Here is a 17,210-nt window from a genome sequence, read left to right as displayed (position 1 = left end):
TTATCATCTGGTTCATTCATCCCTGTTCTTCAAAAAAACGGGGGCGCCGGACATCCATCCTTCACCCCCATCATGTTCTCTACTGATCCTTCCAGCGTTGCACGGTCAGCGTCACCGTCTGAGCACCGCCTGCAGGCGTGAGCGTCCGGTTCGCAATGTCTGCTCCAGAGGACGCGGTCTCTACCGTTCCCCAGCTTCCGCGCGTCAGCTTATACGTCACCGCAGTGCCAGCCGGAAGATTCAAGGTGATGGAGTACACCCCATCGCTGCCCCGGGTCAATTGATACGCCGGATCTGCCGCATTCCAGGCATTGAACGAGCCGCTCAGGTACACCTGCGCATTTGCCGGAGTCGAGCTTGGGACGCTCACCTTGAAGGTGACGCTGTCTGCCTGCGGCTCGCCAGTTGTCACATTGCCGCCCGTCAGACTGGAGCTGCCGGTGCCAAAGTGATAATTGTTGCCGCCGTTGTTATCCCAGGTACCGCTGCCGTTATTGAACGCTGCGGTCAGGCCGGTTGCGCTGCCCAGCGGAATGGTGATGGACTGATATCCGCTGAAAGCAGAGGTCTGCATTTGCACACCCGGCGCAGTCGTCCAGGTTGTGGCTCCGTCCAGCTTGTAGTGAATATACGAATTACTGAAGGCTGTATTCTTGTAATAGATTGTTGCCGTATTACCCGCCGGAGTTGCCGTTGGCACTGGTGTAGCTGTCGGGGCAACCGTTGGCGTAGCCGTAGGCACCGGAGTTGCCGTTGGCGCGACAGTCGGCGTTGGTGTAGCCGTTGGCGCTACCGTCGGAGTCGGTGTCGCTGTCGGCGTAGCCGTTGGCGTTACCGGTCCGCCTGCCTGGATATTGCCTGTAGGCGTATACGTCCACGTCCCTGTGCCGAACAGATAATTGTTGCCGCCATTACTGTCCCAGGTGCCGCTGCCGTTATTGAAGCAGGCCTCAAGCTGGGTGGCTGCGCCGATATTAATCGTAATTTTGTTATAGCCTGCAACCTCTGCTGCCGGAATGGCTGCGCCCGGTGCGGTCGTCCAGGTTCCGCCAACAGGGCGGTAATGAATGTACGGAGTAGCATAGCCCTGCTTGTAGTAGATCGTAACACTGTTGCCGGCAGGGGTGACGATCAAGGCCGCGGCGCTGAAGGCCGACAGATTGCCGGCGGCGTCATATGCTTTTATCGTATAGGAGTAATTCGTACTGCCCACCAGTCCATTATCGGTAAAAGAGGTCGTAGCCGAAGTCCCGATCTTCACCCCATTACGGTAAATCTCATAACCGGTAACGCCGACATTATCTGTGGAAGCTGTCCAGGACACCAGTGCGCTGGAGGCATTTTGCACGGTGGCAGTTACATTTGTCGGAGCACTAGGAGCCTGTGTATCGGTTACCGGCTGAACTTTGGAATAGATTTTGGCAGAGTTGGCGTCCAGAGTTACCGTGATCTGCTTGCCGGTTACACCGCCCGCCTGTACCGTTACGGTATCGGAGGGGTTCAGCTGGTTGACCAGAACTGTACCTGCGGTCAGGGAGCTTTCGGCGCGCAGCGGCAGCGTCACGGTCTGTGACCCGCTGGAAGCATTGCTGAATGCGGAGATGACTTCCTGGCCGACGTTCGTACCGCTGTCAATCCGCCGGGAGAACGCATACAGGTTCTGTGCCGACCACATTTCGCGCTGGGTGCCTGTGCGCAGGGCCGGATTGTTTTTGCGGATCTCGTTCAGCTTGGCGACATGCTTGTAGGTGCTGGCATTCTCATTGAAGTAATTCTCCAGCACGTTGCCGCTTGCGTCCCGCTTCACCATCGACCAGCGGTTCCATGTATCAGCGATGCCCCCGGTCATGATCTGCCCGTTGCCGTTGCCCTTATTCTGCTCCGTTCCCTGGAACACCACAGGCGTCCCGCGCACGGTGAAGATGAAGGTCAGCGCATTCTGCAGCTTGGCCACATTGCCGCCGGCTTCGGTGAGGAAGCGATTGCGGTCATGATTGTCAATGAAGGTTACCATGTGGTTCGCGTTGCCGCCATAGTAGGAGTCTTGAGCGAGTGTGCTTTTAATATTGGAGTCAAAAGACTGCCCGTAAGCAAAACTGTTCAGCACCGAGAAGAACAGCGGGAAGTCCAGCATCCCCCATTCCTTGTTCGCGCCGACCCAGCGGGAGACGAATTCGGCATTGCCGTCAAAATTCTCCCCAAAGGTATTCACGCCCAGCAGGTTCTGCAGCTCGCCGATATCAGTCGGCTTCATCAGCTTGGCCGCATCGACCCGCGCGCCGTCTGCCCCTGTATAATCAAACCAGCCCTTGATCGAGCTGAATACCGCCTGCTTCGCCGCAGGCACATCAAAATCGATATCGTCCAGGCCGCCCAGATCGTGATTCTCCAGATAATCCTGGGCCCACTGATCGTAGCGCCCGTCAGCCAACGACCAGTTAATATCGCCGTTGTGGTGGTACCAGGCCGGGTTATTGAACGGAGCCGCAGGCTGCAAGGAAGGAATATCGTAGTAAGCCTGAGTTCCCAGCATGTAATCGCCGATATGGTTTGGCACGACATCGATGATCACCTTGATCCCGAGCGCATGCGCGGAGTCTACCAGCTCTTTCAGCTTTTCTTTGGTGCCAAAGTAGGGGTTGGCCTTGTTCGGATCTTTGACATTGTATCCGTGATAGGCTGTATTCTTCCCTGTTCCGTTGTTCTCCCGGTTGGTCATCTGCGGCTCGGCTACCGGGGAAATCCAGATCGCAGTGTAGCCCATGTTATGAATGTACGGGAGCTTGTCGATCACCCCCTGCCAGTCGCCGCCTTTCATGTAACGGAAGTCCTCTTCGGAATTCTCGCCATAGCGGATGGCTGCGCCGGTGGCATTGTTGGACGGATCACCGTCATGGAAGCGGTCAACCATAATCTGATAGATCGTGTCGTTCTCCGTCACGGTGCCGATACTGGCAGCCTCCGCCTTAGAAGGCGGGACCACAAACAGACTCATCGTGATGGACAGTACAATGGATGCGATTAGAACGGGAACAAGCAGGCGGTTGCGTTTTCTTTTCATTCCTCATCTCCCTCTCATGGTTACCCTGCGCTTAAGCTTAACACTCTACCAACACACATCGCCGACAGAATCTATGACCTTTGACTTTGATAGGGAAACCGGTTTCCCCACTAAAAATTAACACGCCCATGTATGCGCTGTCAAGACAAATCCGCGAACTTCGCTGCAAAAAAATCATCCGCGAAAAATGCTGTTCTGCGAAAAAACCAAAAACGCGCGTTCAGGCAGGAGAGCTGGGCAATTTGTGTGTACATCTGGCCCGCAGCACCAACGCCTGCGTAATGTGGTCGGTTTTTCGATTACATTCGGCCCACGCTCCGCTCCCGGTCCAATTGTGATCGGTTTTTCGATCACATGCGGCCCAGGCGCCGCTTCCGATCCGATTGTGGTCGGTTTTTCGATTACATTCCCGCCCATACGCACCCGCACCTAACTCCACAAAAAAACCTCCTTCACCGGAATGAAAGAGGCTCTTGTCTGACTGGTTATACTGTTATGCGTTAAGATCCGTTAGTGACGGTGCGCCCTTACTTAAATACCGGCTCGCGGAACTGGGCCAGCTTGGCGGCGGAATCCTTCTCCACATCGGCGTGCAGGCTGTTGCCGTGGGCGTCCATGGTTACGATCGCTGCGAAGCCGTCCACCTGCAGATGCCACATCGCTTCAGGAATGCCGAATTCCATGAAGTCGACCCCGTTCACCTTCTTGATGCATTCCGCATAATATTGCGCCGCTCCGCCGATCGCATTCAGGTAGACTCCTCCGTGTTCGCCAAGCGCCTTCAGCGTCTTAGGACCCATGCCGCCCTTACCGATCACGGCACGGATGCCGAACTTCTTGATAATATCGCCCTGGTACGGCTCCTCCCGGATACTGGTGGTCGGGCCGGCCGCCTTCACATGCCAGCCCTCGTCATCCTTCAGCATCACCGGTCCGCAGTGATAGATGACCGCGCCATTCAGATCCACCGGCGTGTCGTGATCCATCAGGTATTTGTGCAGCGCATCGCGGCCGGTATGCATCTCGCCGGACAGAATCACCACATCGCCGACACGCAGGCTGCGGATATCCTCCTCGCTGATTGGTGTCGTCAGGCGGACCTCACGCGAGCCGCTGGCCGGGGCAGAGGCTGCCACAGCCTGTTCCGCATCAGCCGCTTGTGTGCCTCCAGCCAGAAGATCCGGCGCTGCCGGAATAGTTACATCCTCTGCAACGACAGCGGATGCCCCGCTGTCCTGCGCAGCAGCTACCGCCACAGGCTCAGGCGTCGGCTTGGCCGTCTCCCCTTCTACAGAGATGCCGGTGCCGCTCTCATAGAGCCATTCCTGAATGTCTCCGGTGGCTGGATTAACAAGAATCCCCTGGCGGCGGAAGGCCCAGCAATTGTAGGCTACAGAGACGAAAAAGCTGGCCGGCAGCCGGTTCATGACGCCGATTTTGCAGCCCAGCAGGGTGACTTCACCGCCGAAGCCCATCGTGCCGATGCCCAGCTTGTTGGCATTCTCCATAATATACTCCTCCAGCTTGGCCAAATCCTCGTTCGGATTCACATCCTCCACACTGCGGAACAGCTGCTTCTTCGCCAGCTCGTAGCCCGTTGTGCGGTCGCCGCCGATGCCTACGCCGATGAAGCCTGCGCTGCAACCCTGGCCTTGGGCCTGAAAGACCGCATGCAGGATGCATTTGCGTATACCGTCCAGGTCGCGGCCGGCTTTGCCCAGCCCCTCCAGTTCTGCCGGCAGACTGTACTGGATGTTCTTGTTCTCGCAGCCGCCGCCCTTCAGAATCAGCCGGACATCAATGCCCTCTTCCTCCCACTGCTCAAAATGAATCACCGGTGTGCCGGCCCCCAGATTATCCCCGCTGTTCTCGCCGGTCAGCGAATCCACGGAGTTGGGCCGCAGCTTCCCGTTCTTCGTCGCGCGGATGATCGCGCTGTGAATATCCTTCTTCATCTCTATCTGATTCACGCCCACCGGCGTATGAATAATAAAAGTCGGCATCCCCGTATCCTGGCAGATCGGCGATACTTGCTGCTCCGCCATCCCGATATTCTGGGCAATGGTGGTCAGCGCCAATCCCGAACGTGTGGCCTGGTCCTCCAGTGCGCGGCCTTTGGCTACCGCCCGGCGCACATCACCCGGCAAATTCGTGGAGGTCTCTACGATCAGATTATAAATGCTCTCTTCAAACTGCTGCATCTTCATTCAGTCTCCTCTCCAACTGTGTAAGCCTGCCTTAACTCTGGTACAATCAGTTATTATCATATCATATTAAGACACACATGAAAGGGGTTACTTCAAAATTGAACTACCATTTCTCCGCCTACCTGTACCGGCTGCAATATATCCAGCGCTGGAGCCTCATGCGCAGCACCGCCCCGGAGAACGTGGCGCAGCATTCGTTCCAGGTTGCCCTGCTGGCGCACATGCTGTGCACCATCGGCAATGTCCGCTTCAGCCGGTCGCTGAACGCCGACCGGGCGGCAACGATGGCGCTGTTCCACGACGCCACCGAGGTCTTCACCGGCGATATCGCCACCCCGGTGAAGCATAATAATCCGCTGCTCCTGTCCAGCTTCCGCGAGATGGAGCAGGCAGCCGCCGACCGGCTGGCCGCCATGATCCCGCCGGAGCTGGGCGCTGTCTACGCACCGCTCCTGCAGCCTCAGGCCATCCCGCCCGGCTCCCCGGATGCCGGGCTGCTCCGCTACGTCAAGGCAGCCGACATCCTGGACGCCTATCTCAAATGCGTCTGGGAGACCGCCGCAGGCAACCGTGAATTCGCCTCCGCCAAAGAGCAGACCGCCGCGAAGCTGCATGCGCTGGCGATGCCGGAGATGGAGTATTTTCTCACCCATATGGCGCCAAGCTTCGAGATGTCTCTGGACGAGCTGTCGTCAAGCATGAACCAGGGGGACCTGTAACACAAATAACCCGCCTCACGGCGGGTTGAAGCTTACATTAGTCAACTCAAGACATCGCCAGCGGCTCAGACAGGATATCCCAGTCCTTGAATACCGGCTCAAGTCCTTGTTGGCGCAGCATCTCCACGACCTCACTCACACTGCGGCCATCCGAGATCTCAAACTGCGGGGTTCCGCCTTCCAGCGAATGCCCGCCTACCTCGGTGGACACACCTGCCGACATCTTTGTGATGCCGAGATGAACCAGATGATCCCGCAGCGCAGACGGCTCCCGCGTGGACAGGGAGATCCCGGAGCGCGGCAGGAACAGCCGGTAGGCCAAAATAATCTGCACCAGCGCACGGTCGCTGACATCACTTGCCGGATTGTGCTCCCCCAGGTACGGGCGGAATCTGGGAATCGCCAGCCCGATCTCACACTCGGGGTACTTGTCCTGCAAATACCGGGCATGGAGCGCTGTCGCAAGCGCCTCCCGGCGCCACTCGTACATGCCGAGCAGTGCCCCGATATTGACGGAGCGGAACCCGGCCTGGCAGCCCCGTTCAGGCGCATCCAGACGGTTGCGGTACACCCGCTTGGGTCCTTTTATATGAAGCGCCCGGTACGTCTCCTGATGATAGACCTCCTGATAGAGCGTCAGCCCGTCCACACCTGCCTCCCGAAGATCCGCATATTCCGCTGTGGAGAGCGGGTTCACTTCAATGCTTACAGAAGAAAAATAGCGGCGCAGCACCTCCACACACTCCTTCACATAACTGGCCGGACTGTCCTTCCGGGATTCCCCGGTCAGAATCAGAATGTGGCGCAGACCTGTGGCGGCAATGACTTCTGCCTCGCGGGCGACCTCGTCCAGGGTCAGTCTTTTGCGCGGATAATCATAGATCGAGCTGAAGCTGCAATAGGTACAATGGTTCACACAAAAGTCCGCGAGATACATCGGGGTGAAAAGCTGCATCACATGCCCAAAATGCATGCGCGTCAGCCGGTTCGCCTTCTGCGCCATCTCCTCCAGATAAGGCTCCGCCGCCGGAGACAGCAGAGCCATCAGTCCCTCTTCATCGACCTGCTCTGCACGCAGCGCCCGCTGCACATCCTCCGCCGTATACCGGCTCCACAGCGTATCGTAAGGAAGCTGCTCCAGCCGGGTCACCGTTTCATAAAAGCTCATATCCTTCCTCCCCTTCCATCGTTCAGGCCAGAAATCCGGTCAGCGGCGAAGAGGCGGACGCCGTCTCCTCCACCGGTCCCAGTCCGGCCAGGTAAGCCTTGCGCCCTGCGGATACCGCCTCACGGAAGGCTTCAGCCATCAGCAGCGGATCTTTGGCTGTCGCAATCGCTGTGTTCAGCAGAACCGCAGCTGCACCCATCTCCATAGCCTCCGCCGCCTCAGACGGCCTGCCGATTCCGGCATCCACAATGACAGGCAGATCCGTCTCGGAGATCAGGATACGGATCAGCTCCTTGGTTTGAAGCCCGCGGTTGGAGCCGATCGGCGCACCCAGCGGCATAACGGCGGCTGCTCCGGCGGCCTTCAGCCTCAAGGCGGCAGACAGGTCAGGACTCATATAAGGCAGCACCACGAAGCCTTCCGCGGCCAGAATTTCTGTCGCCCGGATCGTCTCGGCATTATCCGGCAGCAAATATTTCTGGTCGTTAATCACCTCGATCTTCACCCAATTGCCGAGCCCCGCCGACCTCGCTAACCGGGCAATCCGTACCGCTTCCTCAGCAGTACGCGCACCAGATGTATTGGGCAATAAGGTCATATGGGATGGAATATGGAGGACGATGTTGTCCTGGCTCTGCGGGTCTACCCGGCGAAGCGCCACCGTAATGACCTCTGAACCGGAGCGCGCGATGACTTCAGGAATAAGAGTGTTCCTGCTGTATTTGCCGGTGCCAATGAACAGCCTGCTGCTTAGTGTCACACCGCCAATGATAAATGGATCTTGCATATTAACGCCTCCCGGAAGATGTGTGTATGGAACCTTAATGAATGCAATGCCCAAGCTCTAACCCCCGCCGACAAAATGAACCAGCTCCACCCGGTCCCCCTCATTCAGCACAATATCCCCGTACATCTCTCTGCCGGCCAGCTCGCCGTTCAGCTCCACAATCACCAGCTTCCCCGCCCACTCGGGCCGGGCCAGCAGATCGGCCAGTGTCCGGCAGCTCTCCTCAACACTCTGCGTCTTTCCGTTCACCGTTATATTCATGCTTGATCACCTCCTTTACCGAGTGCCTGAGCCGGACCCGGCACATCAGCCTGCCCGGATGCCCTATGAATGGCTTCCCTGTAAGCCCTGGCCGCCGCAGCAGGGTCCTTAGCCCCGCAGATCCCCGACATGACAGCAATACCATCCGCCCCTTGGGCCAGCACCGCTCCGGCATTGCCTGGAGTAATGCCGCCGAGCGCAATCAGCGGAACGCTGCTTCTGCGGACGGCCTCCGCCAGCTGCTCCAGCCCGCGGGCGGCCAGTCCGGGCTTGCAGTCCGTCGGGAATACATGCCCGTACAAGCAGAAGTCCGCCCCCTGCCGTCCGGCCTGTGCCGCTTCCTCTGCAGAGTGGACCGAGCAGCCCAGACGCAGGCCGGGTGCTATGCTGCGGGCAGCTACCGGCGGCAGACTGTGCCAGGCCAACTGTATCCCGCCAGCACCGGCGGCCAGCGCCACATCGATCCGGTCGTTGATGACTAGCTTCGCCGGGGGAACCCCTGCGCCGAGGATCAGCTCCACAGCTGCCAGGAGCTCCCGGGCGGGCATTGATTTTTCCCGCAGATGGATATAATCCACCATAGGCTGCACCGCTGCGGCCAGTTCCGCCAGTGCTCCGGGAGCCATACGCCCGTCTGAGATCACATGAAGCTCGTACAACATCTTCACCCCGCCCCCTGCTTCATTCCCACAACACAAAAAAGACCGCCTCCCATAAGGAAGCAGTCTCCGAACACAAGCAGGAATCCCGGACTGGCCGCATCTTCCCGCTGTATCATTCGTTCTCCACTTCCCTACGCTGGTATAAACCAGATCAGGTTCAAAGGGTCCGGACCATTACGCCCGTCTCAGCCTTGCGGCACCCCTAGTGATCGTTCTATGCAATTATGTGCTCTTGCCTTTTGTATATTAGCACATTATTCCTGTTAGGGCTATCCTTTCATGCTAACAAATGCTCAGCAAACTGACGACATTAATGGAGTGAATGCTAAATATCTATTCCAGGGTAGACGCTTCAGCTTTATCCACATTTTCCTATGTACAGCAAACAAGCCAGCCTCCCGGCTGGCTTGTTCATTTCCTCTATTCAAACGGCATCAGCCGTTAACAACCTCGCCGCCATTCACATGAATCACCTGTCCGCTGACATAGGAAGAATCGTCGGAGGCTAAGTAGACGTAAGCAGGAGCCAGCTCCTCCGGCTGTCCCGGGCGCTTCATCGGCTGGGTGGCACCGAACTCGCTGACCTTTTTCGCATCAAACGTGGATGGAATCAGCGGGGTCCAGATCGGTCCCGGTGCAACCGCGTTCACACGGATACCCTTCTCGGCCAGATTCATCGACAGCGAGCGGGTGAAGCTGAGAATTGCTCCCTTGGTGGACGAATAGTCCAGCAGCTGCGGGCTGCCGCGATACGCCGTGATGGACGTCGTGTTGATGATCGTGGAGCCTTGCTTAAGATGAGGCATAGCCGCCTTGGTCAGATAGAACATGGAGAAAATATTGGTCCGGAACGTCCGTTCCAGCTGCTCCGCTGTAATGTCCTCAATATTATCCTGCGGATGCTGCTCGGCCGCATTGTTGATGAGGATGTCGAGCTTGTCGAGTCCCTCAACCGTTTTATTAATCAGATCCTGGCAGAAGGCCTCTACCCCGATGTCCCCGGAGACCAGAATACACTTCCTGCCCTCCTGCTCCACCTGGCGTTTGGTTTCTTGCGCATCGTCATGCTCGTTCAGATAAGAGATTACAACGTCCGCACCCTCCTTGGCAAAATGCACGGCAACCGCGCGCCCAATCCCGCTGTCGCCTCCGGTAATGAGCGCAGCCTTCCCCAGCAGCTTGCCTGCTGCCTTGTAGGCCGCTGTCTCAAACTTCGGGAGCGGGTTCATCTCACTCTCGATGCCCGGACGCTGGTCCTGCACCTGCGGAGGTAGTGTCTTCGTCTGTTCTTTGCTTGTGTCTGGCATAATCCATTCTCCTTTCGCTGTGTACATGATAGGGTCTAATCCTGTTAGCATGGCTTAAGGTCTGGTGTTTATGCATCTTGACAGCCTGTTTCTGAACCGCTGTACGTTATGTTAATTACCCGCTCGGCAGCCAGCCAAACAGGCATGTAAGGAACAGTTAGAAACCGAATATTATCTATAAACGGGAAGGGGGATGACCTATACTTTGTGCTGATAGATAACGTGTTCACTGGAGGGGCTTCAGCTATGGGGAATGATAGGTTGCTATTGACTAACGCGACAGTAATCGATGGAACCGGACAACCGCCGCTATATAAGGCAAGCATAGAAATTACGAACGGCCGAATCGCCACTATTGCACAGCACGCGGAAGGATTAACGGAGTCAGACAACGTTACAGGATTGACCTGAGGGGACTTACGGTTCTGCCGGGATTCATCCACTCCCATGCCCACACCAGCTTCAAATACATACAGAATAAGCCGCTTCACGGGTATGACACCGGGTATCTTGCTGCTTGCCTCTCCGAAGGGATCACTACGATCCGCGATGAAGGAATGACTACGGCAGCAACGATTGAAGACGTGATTACACATACGAATAAACTGAGTGACGGCATGTATCCCAGAATCATTACGTCCGGCAAAGTGTTCACCGCTCCAGGCGGATATGGCGGCCAGGCCCCTATCGGAGTCGTAAGCGCGGAAGAGGCGCGTGCTAAGGTCCAAGAAGTATTAATGCAAGGGATACATTGTATCAAAACCGCACTGGAAGACGGTTACGATTCCTCGACCACCGGACTGCCCCAGCTCAGTCAGGAGATTCTTGAGGCCATCTGTCAAGAGGCCCGCAGCATGGGCGCGCCTGTGTCTGCCCATGTTACAAGTAGACATAATCTGCAGATTCTGGTCCATGCCGGGATCAGCGATGCGGCACATATGGTATATGACCGGCTGGACGATGACCTCATAGAGCAGATGGTTCGTGCACATATCCGCATCGTTCCCACCCTCACCGTACTGGACATGTTCCAGGACAAATTCGGTGCACCTCTGCTGGACCAAGGCCTGGATAATGTCCACAGATACGTCCAGGCGGGCGGGGAGATTGGGCTGGGGGATGATTTTGTGGAGGAAGAAAGCCCGTGGTATAGAGCCGGTATGCCTTGGAGGGAAATCTCACTATTGGCCCAGGCCGGCCTCACCCCAATGCAGATCATTAAGGCAGCCACATCCACCGGTGCTAATATCTGCCACATGGACCATGAGCTCGGAACCATTGAATCAGGCAAAATCGCTGATCTGCTGGTTGTTGAGGGCGATCCGCTGTCCGACATATCCAATCTGCGTAACGTCTGGCTTGTTATGAAAGACGGCAACGTCGTATATCAAACAAACTAGGAGGGCAACACACTATGATGCCAAGAATCGCTTTATCCCCGGTCACTGAGGATGATATAGAGTTCATCGTTGATCTGGAGACTAATGCCAGCCTTTGGCCGTACGAGGATCGGATTCCCACCGATAAGGCGGCGGTGCGGAGGGAAGTGGCTGAGCGTATCGGCAGTGACTGGTATAAGCAATACCTGATCCGGCTGAATTCTCCTGAAGCCACCATTATTGGGGAGCTGACTTTACACTGGTATGTACATGAACGGGGTAGCTGGGAGCTCGGCTTCTGCCTTTTCCCGGAATACCGGGGGCAGGGCTATTGCGGAGAGGCTGCCCGGATGGCGCTGAAGATTGCTTTTGAAGGGTGGAAGGCCCACAAGGTAATTGCGATGTGCAACCTGCATAATACCGCTTCTGCCAAGGTACTGGAGGGGCTGGGCATGGTGCGGGAAGGTATCTTCCGCGAGGAGCTGTATTGGAACGGCCAGTGGGTGGATCAATACTTCTACGCGATATTGGAGCGGGAGTACCAGAAGGTTGCCGCCACGCCGCTATTGAGCCTGAATGAACAAAGTTACTCTCGAGCACCCCGCCTCTGCACATTGTAGTCGGTTTTCCGATTACATTGGGCCTGCTCACTCCCGCCCTGCACATTATAATCGGTTTTCCGACTACATTTGGTCGCACGCCCCCGCTCCTGCGAATTATAATCGGTTTTCCGACTACATTGGACCCATGCGTCCACGTAACGCCGAATATGATCGGTTTTTCGATTACATTGGGTTCGCACGCCTCCACCACGCCGAATGTGTTCGGTTTTTCGATTACATTCCCCCACGCGCCCGCACCTGCCCTAAGCCCAAAAAAGCCCCGGAGGCCGCAGCCTCCAGAGCTTTCCCAAGAACTTATACCTACCCGGCAACCCCCGCCGGGCCGGTCCCCATCTTAAATAATCTGATTGTACACCATCAGAAAGACCATGATGATCAGCGCGATCATCAGCAGCAGGCTCATGGTGCGGATTTTGGCGGTCTCGGCCGAGACATCGCGGTTCTCCCGCATACCGGCCGCCGCCAGGCGCAGCGGCTTGGTCATAATGCCGCCGAAGGCGAACATCGCCAGCAGCAGGATGGTCACCACGATCATCCAGGGTACGGAGTATTCGCCCTTGGTCATCATGTAGCCGCCTGTGAGCAGCTGGATGACCAGCCCGTATTGGGCGAACCGGTTAAATCCGCCGATTGCACTTAACGTGCCTTCCTTCGCCGGTGAGGACAGCTTGGCCGTCCCGCTCAGAATAAACGGCAGCACCAGGTAGAAGCCAAGCGCCAGCGTCCCGATCATATGCAGAAAAAAGAAAACATGACCCACCGTAATCTCCTCCAATTCAATTAGAATGTGACATAAAAGAGCAGGCATAAGCTGCACGGATGTGCAGCCCATACCTGCCGGCTCGCCGTTCCTGTTCGCTTACAGATGCTTGATGATCTCGTCGGCGAAGGCAGAGCATTTCAGCTCAGTGGCGCCTTCCATCTGGCGGGCAAAGTCATAAGTCACCGTCTTATTGTTAATCGCCGTGCTCATTCCCTTGTAGATCAGGTCAGCCGCTTCCTGCCAGCCCAGATGCTCCAGCAGCATAACGCCGGAGAGAATCACAGAGCCCGGATTCACAACGTCCTTGTCGGCATACTTCGGCGCTGTACCGTGAGTCGCCTCGAAGATGGCATGTCCCGTCACATAGTTAATGTTCGCTCCCGGCGCGATCCCGATGCCGCCGATCTGGGCAGCCAGTGCGTCGGACAGATAGTCCCCGTTCAGGTTCAGCGTCGCAATGACATCGAAATCGGTCGGACGGGTCAGCACCTGCTGCAGCGCGATGTCGGCGATTGCGTCTTTGATAATGATTTTGCCGGCTTCTTCAGCCGCCTTCTGGGCCGCATTCGCAGCAGCTTCACCGTCACGTTCCTTGATGGCGTCATACTGGTTCCAGGTGAACACCTTGTCGCCGAATTCCTCTTCAGCTACCTGGTAGCCCCAGTTCTTAAATGCGCCTTCTGTGAACTTCATGATGTTGCCCTTGTGTACCAGCGTCACGCTCTTGCGTCCGTGCTTGATCGCATACTCCACCGCAGAACGCACCAGACGCTTCGAGCCTTCCTCGGACACAGGCTTAATGCCGATACCGGAGGTCTCCGGGAAGCGGATCTTGTTCACGCCCAGCTCCTTCTGCAGGAATTCAATCACCTTCTTCACTTCAGCGGAGCCTTCCTGATATTCAATGCCGGCATAGATATCTTCTGTATTCTCACGGAAAATAACCATATCCACCAGCTCAGGATGCTTCACCGGCGAAGGCACGCCGTCGAAGTAACGCACCGGACGCAGGCAGACATACAGATCGAGCTCCTGGCGCAGCGCCACGTTCAGGGAACGGATACCGCCCCCGATTGGAGTGGTCAGCGGGCCCTTAATCGCCACGATGTACTCGCGGATGGCGGACAGCGTGTCGTTCGGCAGCCATTCACCATAAGTATTGAAGGCCTTCTCGCCGGCAAACACTTCGTACCACGCAATCTTCTTCTCTCCGCCGTAAGCCTTGTCTACAGCGGCGTCCAGCACCCGCTTGGAGGCTTTCCAAATGTCACGGCCGGTACCGTCACCCTCGATGAATGGAATGATCGGATGATTTGGAACCTGCAGCTTGCCGTCTTCGATTGTAATTTGTTCGCCTTCTGTAGGTAGATCATATTGTTCCAGTTTCAACATTTGTGGGAACTCCTCCTAATAAGTATGATGTACAAGCATTATTATCATTCATTGTACTAAAGGGGTGGGACGGCCCGCAAGGGCCGCCCGGTTAACGCTCGTCAACAGGGACGTACTTCATGTCGGACATGCCGGTATATTCCGCGCGCGGACGGATGATGCGGTTATCCTCATATTGCTCCAGAATATGCGCAGTCCAGCCCGACGTCCGGCTGATGGCGAAGATCGGCGTGAACAGCTCGCGCTCAATGCCCAGCTGGGTATAGACCGAGGCGGAATAGAAGTCCACGTTCGGCTTCAGCCCTTTCTGGCTGGTGATCAGCTCTTCCACCTTGACGGACATGTCATAGAGACTGGTGTCATTCTTCATCGTGCCCAGCTCTCTGGACATCTTCATCAGGTGCTTGGCCCGCGGATCGCCGTTCTTGTATACCCGGTGCCCGAAGCCCATGATCTTCTCACGGCGCTCCAGCTTGCCCTGAATATACGGCTCTACCGCATCGATGCTGCCGATCTCCTCCAGCATCTTCATAACCGCTTCATTGGCTCCGCCGTGCAGAGGTCCCTTAAGCGTGCCGATGGCGGAGGTAACGCCGGAATAGATGTCGGACAAGGTGGCTACGGTTACCCGGCCTGCGAACGTCGAAGCGTTCAGCTCATGGTCGGCATGCAGCACCAGCGCCGTGTCCAGCGCCTTGACCGATACAGCATCCGGCTGCTCGCCCCACAGCATGTAGAGGAAGTTCTCGGCGATGCCAAGGCCCTCCTTGGGGGCAACCGGCTCCAGTCCTTTGCGGATGCGGGCGAGTGCAGCCACCACGGTCGGGAGCTGTGCCTGCAGCTTCAGCGCCTTCTTCTGGTTCGCTTCCTTGCTCATATCCTCCGCAGACTCGTCATAGAGCGACAGGCTGGACACGGCCGAGCGCAGCGCCGCCATGGTGTTGGCGTCTTTGGGATAGAGCTTCATTTGGGCAAGCACCTGCTCCGGGATGGAGGCGGAAGCGCTAAGCTCGCGCCGCAGAGCTTCCAGCTCCGGCACTGTCGGCAGACTGCCGTACCACAGCAAATAGACGGTCTCCTCAAAGGTGGCATGATCCGCAAGATCATCAATATCATAACCGCGGTACGTAAGCACTCCGTCTACAATCGAGCTGATCGAGGAGGTAGTTGCAACAATGCCTTCAAGTCCTTTAGTAGCTGTCATAGTATCTCTCTCCTTTGCCAACAGGGGTATATAATGCTGCTTTAATCCTAATGAAAACATTTACATTTTTGCGTATTTCAACTCTCTGAAACAGGCGTCAGGACAGACTTTGAAGATTTGCAACGGAGTTTCTGCGGTTTAACCTTTATTCATCATACCGGATTTTGACGTTTATGTGAACAACGTGGAAGCTTTGAAAGGCATCAAATGATTTTATCAGATAGATAGAAAAAAACGAACGCAAAAATGTTTCATGCTCCCGCTCTCAGGTTACATAGCCTTCTTTCATTATGAATATGACCATTCCCGACCTTAACGGGCCAGCGTCTCATTCACACAGCAGTCATTCGGATAATGTAGGCGCTGGAACGATAGTAACTGCATTTTGTACAGGCCTGTTGATTAGCCAAAAAAAGGTAGCAAAAAGGCCGCTCATTCGGTAAAGTGTTTGTACCCCTACAAACATCCGAAACGAGGCGACCTCATGAAAAAGTCTACTTCAATCTCGAACATTCTGCAATTAGTGATTCCTGAAGAGAAACTCTCACCGTTTCTTCAAGAACTTGAATATGTCGATACAGCAAGAAAGTTTACCGTCTATGACCTCTTTTTATTCTTGGCGGAGGCTTCGTTCCAGCAGTGGGAGGGATATCGGGATGGTGAAGTACGCATGGATTCCAGCGGCCTTAGACCCGTAGACCATTCAACGCTTTCCAAAAAAGCGAAAGATGTTCCCTTCGAGCTTTTTAAGCAATTGCTGAACCTCATGATTGATCTGTGTAATCGCTCGACCCGAAGACATTTAGGGATTCCCAAAGCCTTACTTCTCGTCGATTCCACCAAAATTACCGTCGGGAAAGAACGGCTTCCTTGGGCTCCGCTGAAAGGCGAACGCGCAGGAATCAAATTACACGTGTCGGTGGTGGCCGATGAAGGCCGGCTCTTTAAGGTGACCGAGACCACAGGGAATTCCCATGATTTTAAAAGCTGTCCCGAGCTGATCGACAAACGGTTTATTATCGTAGCCGATCGGGCGTATGGCAGTCACAAACGATTCGATGAGTATCTGGAGCAGCACCAATGCTTTGTCATTCGGCTTCGGGACAACACGCTCTTTCAGTCCCCGGTTGCCCGGATACGAAGCGAACCCTTCACAGGAACTCTCGAACAAGATTTCACCTGCCAATTAGGAAAAGGACAACGGCTTTCCAAGAACCGTTTTCGCGTAGTAATTCTAAGAGACCCACAAGGCAACCCGGTGATTCTTGCTACGAATCTGCACTGGCACTCCGCTGAGCGGATTGCAGAAATTTACAAGAAGCGGTGGCAGATCGAAGTGTTTTTTCGCTGGATTAAGCAGCATTTAAACATTCCAACCTTATTTGGGACCACACCCAATGCTGTGTACGGACAGTTGTATACCGCTTTACTGGTTTATGTGTTATTGAAATTCCTCTTTGACAAAGGAAATGCAGTGGTTCATTGGAGCGCCAAACTAACGTTTGCCGATTTTGACCGCTTATTTACGCTGCAACGATTACCCGTAGAATGGATTACTTTTTTGACTAATAATCTTACATTCCCATAATTTAGCTAATCAACAGGCGTGCATTTTGTACAATGGATTGCTGTAAAAAAGGCCTCGAAATAGAATCTACTGTATTCCGTACAATGGGG

Annotated in this window: 14 protein-coding genes and 1 riboswitch; of the genes, 4 read left to right on the top strand and 10 right to left on the bottom strand. The window is 55.6% G+C overall.

Annotated elements, in window-relative coordinates; translation table 11 throughout:
• Positions 1 to 79 precede the first annotated feature (79 nt).
• Together MHI24_RS26115 and MHI24_RS26110 are read right to left on the bottom strand one after the other, a co-directional pair.
• On the bottom strand, positions 80 to 3,061 hold the full coding sequence (locus MHI24_RS26115) for a carbohydrate binding domain-containing protein (RefSeq protein ID WP_340022472.1): 2,982 nt from the start codon (positions 3,059 to 3,061) through the stop codon (positions 80 to 82).
• A 527-nt stretch (positions 3,062 to 3,588) separates the two neighbouring features.
• Entirely contained in the window at positions 3,589 to 5,262 is a 1,674-nt protein-coding gene (locus MHI24_RS26110; RefSeq protein WP_340026796.1) for a fumarate hydratase, read from the bottom strand.
• Positions 5,263 to 5,366: 104 nt separating this feature from the next.
• On the opposite strand from MHI24_RS26110, the gene yfbR reads away from it, so the two are divergent.
• Positions 5,367 to 5,987 (top strand): 5'-deoxynucleotidase, encoded by a 621-nt coding sequence (gene yfbR / locus MHI24_RS26105; RefSeq protein ID WP_340022471.1) that lies wholly within the window; start codon positions 5,367 to 5,369, stop codon positions 5,985 to 5,987.
• 46 nt (positions 5,988 to 6,033) lie between these two features.
• Here the strand turns inward: yfbR and thiH are convergent, their stop codons facing one another.
• The 5 genes from thiH to MHI24_RS26080 all read right to left on the bottom strand — a co-directional run bounded on the left by thiH (position 6,034) and on the right by MHI24_RS26080 (position 10,172).
• Positions 6,034 to 7,155, bottom strand: coding sequence for a 2-iminoacetate synthase ThiH (gene thiH / locus MHI24_RS26100; RefSeq protein ID WP_340022470.1), 1,122 nt, complete (start codon positions 7,153 to 7,155; stop codon positions 6,034 to 6,036).
• Positions 7,156 to 7,177: 22 nt separating this feature from the next.
• Positions 7,178 to 7,942, bottom strand: a complete 765-nt coding sequence (locus MHI24_RS26095; protein ID WP_340022469.1) for a thiazole synthase — start codon at positions 7,940 to 7,942, stop codon at positions 7,178 to 7,180.
• A gap of 57 nt (positions 7,943 to 7,999) precedes the next feature.
• Entirely contained in the window at positions 8,000 to 8,203 is a 204-nt protein-coding gene (gene thiS / locus MHI24_RS26090) for a sulfur carrier protein ThiS (protein ID WP_340022468.1), read from the bottom strand.
• Positions 8,200 to 8,865, bottom strand: a complete 666-nt coding sequence (locus MHI24_RS26085) for a thiamine phosphate synthase (protein ID WP_340022467.1) — start codon at positions 8,863 to 8,865, stop codon at positions 8,200 to 8,202. The genes thiS and MHI24_RS26085 overlap by 4 nt, the downstream gene beginning before the upstream one ends.
• Before the next feature lie 111 nt (positions 8,866 to 8,976).
• A riboswitch (TPP riboswitch) is annotated at positions 8,977 to 9,079 on the bottom strand.
• 220 nt (positions 9,080 to 9,299) lie between these two features.
• Entirely contained in the window at positions 9,300 to 10,172 is an 873-nt protein-coding gene (locus MHI24_RS26080; protein ID WP_340022466.1) for an SDR family oxidoreductase, read from the bottom strand.
• Between the two features lie 374 nt (positions 10,173 to 10,546).
• Here MHI24_RS26080 and MHI24_RS26075 point away from each other — a divergent pair, with 374 nt between their 5' ends.
• On the top strand, positions 10,547 to 11,572 hold the full coding sequence (locus MHI24_RS26075; RefSeq protein WP_340026795.1) for an amidohydrolase family protein: 1,026 nt from the start codon (positions 10,547 to 10,549) through the stop codon (positions 11,570 to 11,572).
• Between the two features lie 14 nt (positions 11,573 to 11,586).
• The gene (locus MHI24_RS26070; protein ID WP_340022465.1) at positions 11,587 to 12,171 is read left to right on the top strand and encodes a GNAT family protein; all 585 of its coding nucleotides are present in this window, start codon (positions 11,587 to 11,589) and stop codon (positions 12,169 to 12,171) included.
• A 337-nt stretch (positions 12,172 to 12,508) separates the two neighbouring features.
• Here MHI24_RS26070 and MHI24_RS26065 read toward each other — a convergent pair whose 3' ends face one another.
• The 3 genes from MHI24_RS26065 to citZ form a co-directional block, all read right to left on the bottom strand.
• Positions 12,509 to 12,934: a hypothetical protein gene (locus MHI24_RS26065; protein WP_340022464.1), complete on the bottom strand. Its 426-nt coding sequence runs from the start codon at positions 12,932 to 12,934 to the stop codon at positions 12,509 to 12,511.
• Between the two features lie 99 nt (positions 12,935 to 13,033).
• On the bottom strand, positions 13,034 to 14,329 hold the full coding sequence (gene icd, locus MHI24_RS26060) for an NADP-dependent isocitrate dehydrogenase (RefSeq protein WP_340022463.1): 1,296 nt from the start codon (positions 14,327 to 14,329) through the stop codon (positions 13,034 to 13,036).
• Between the two features lie 91 nt (positions 14,330 to 14,420).
• Positions 14,421 to 15,533, bottom strand: a complete 1,113-nt coding sequence (gene citZ / locus MHI24_RS26055) for a citrate synthase (protein ID WP_340022462.1) — start codon at positions 15,531 to 15,533, stop codon at positions 14,421 to 14,423.
• 484 nt (positions 15,534 to 16,017) lie between these two features.
• Here citZ and MHI24_RS26050 point away from each other — a divergent pair, with 484 nt between their 5' ends.
• Positions 16,018 to 17,121 carry an IS4 family transposase gene (locus MHI24_RS26050; RefSeq protein ID WP_340020563.1) on the top strand — a complete coding sequence of 368 codons (1,104 nt, stop codon included), beginning with the start codon at positions 16,018 to 16,020 and terminating at the stop codon, positions 17,119 to 17,121.
• The last annotated feature ends 89 nt before the right edge of the window (positions 17,122 to 17,210 follow it).

This window comes from Paenibacillus sp. FSL K6-1096, from assembly GCF_037977055.1.
Lineage (GTDB): Bacteria > Bacillota > Bacilli > Paenibacillales > Paenibacillaceae > Paenibacillus_AQ.
This window is presented reverse-complemented; position numbering and strand designations above follow the sequence as displayed.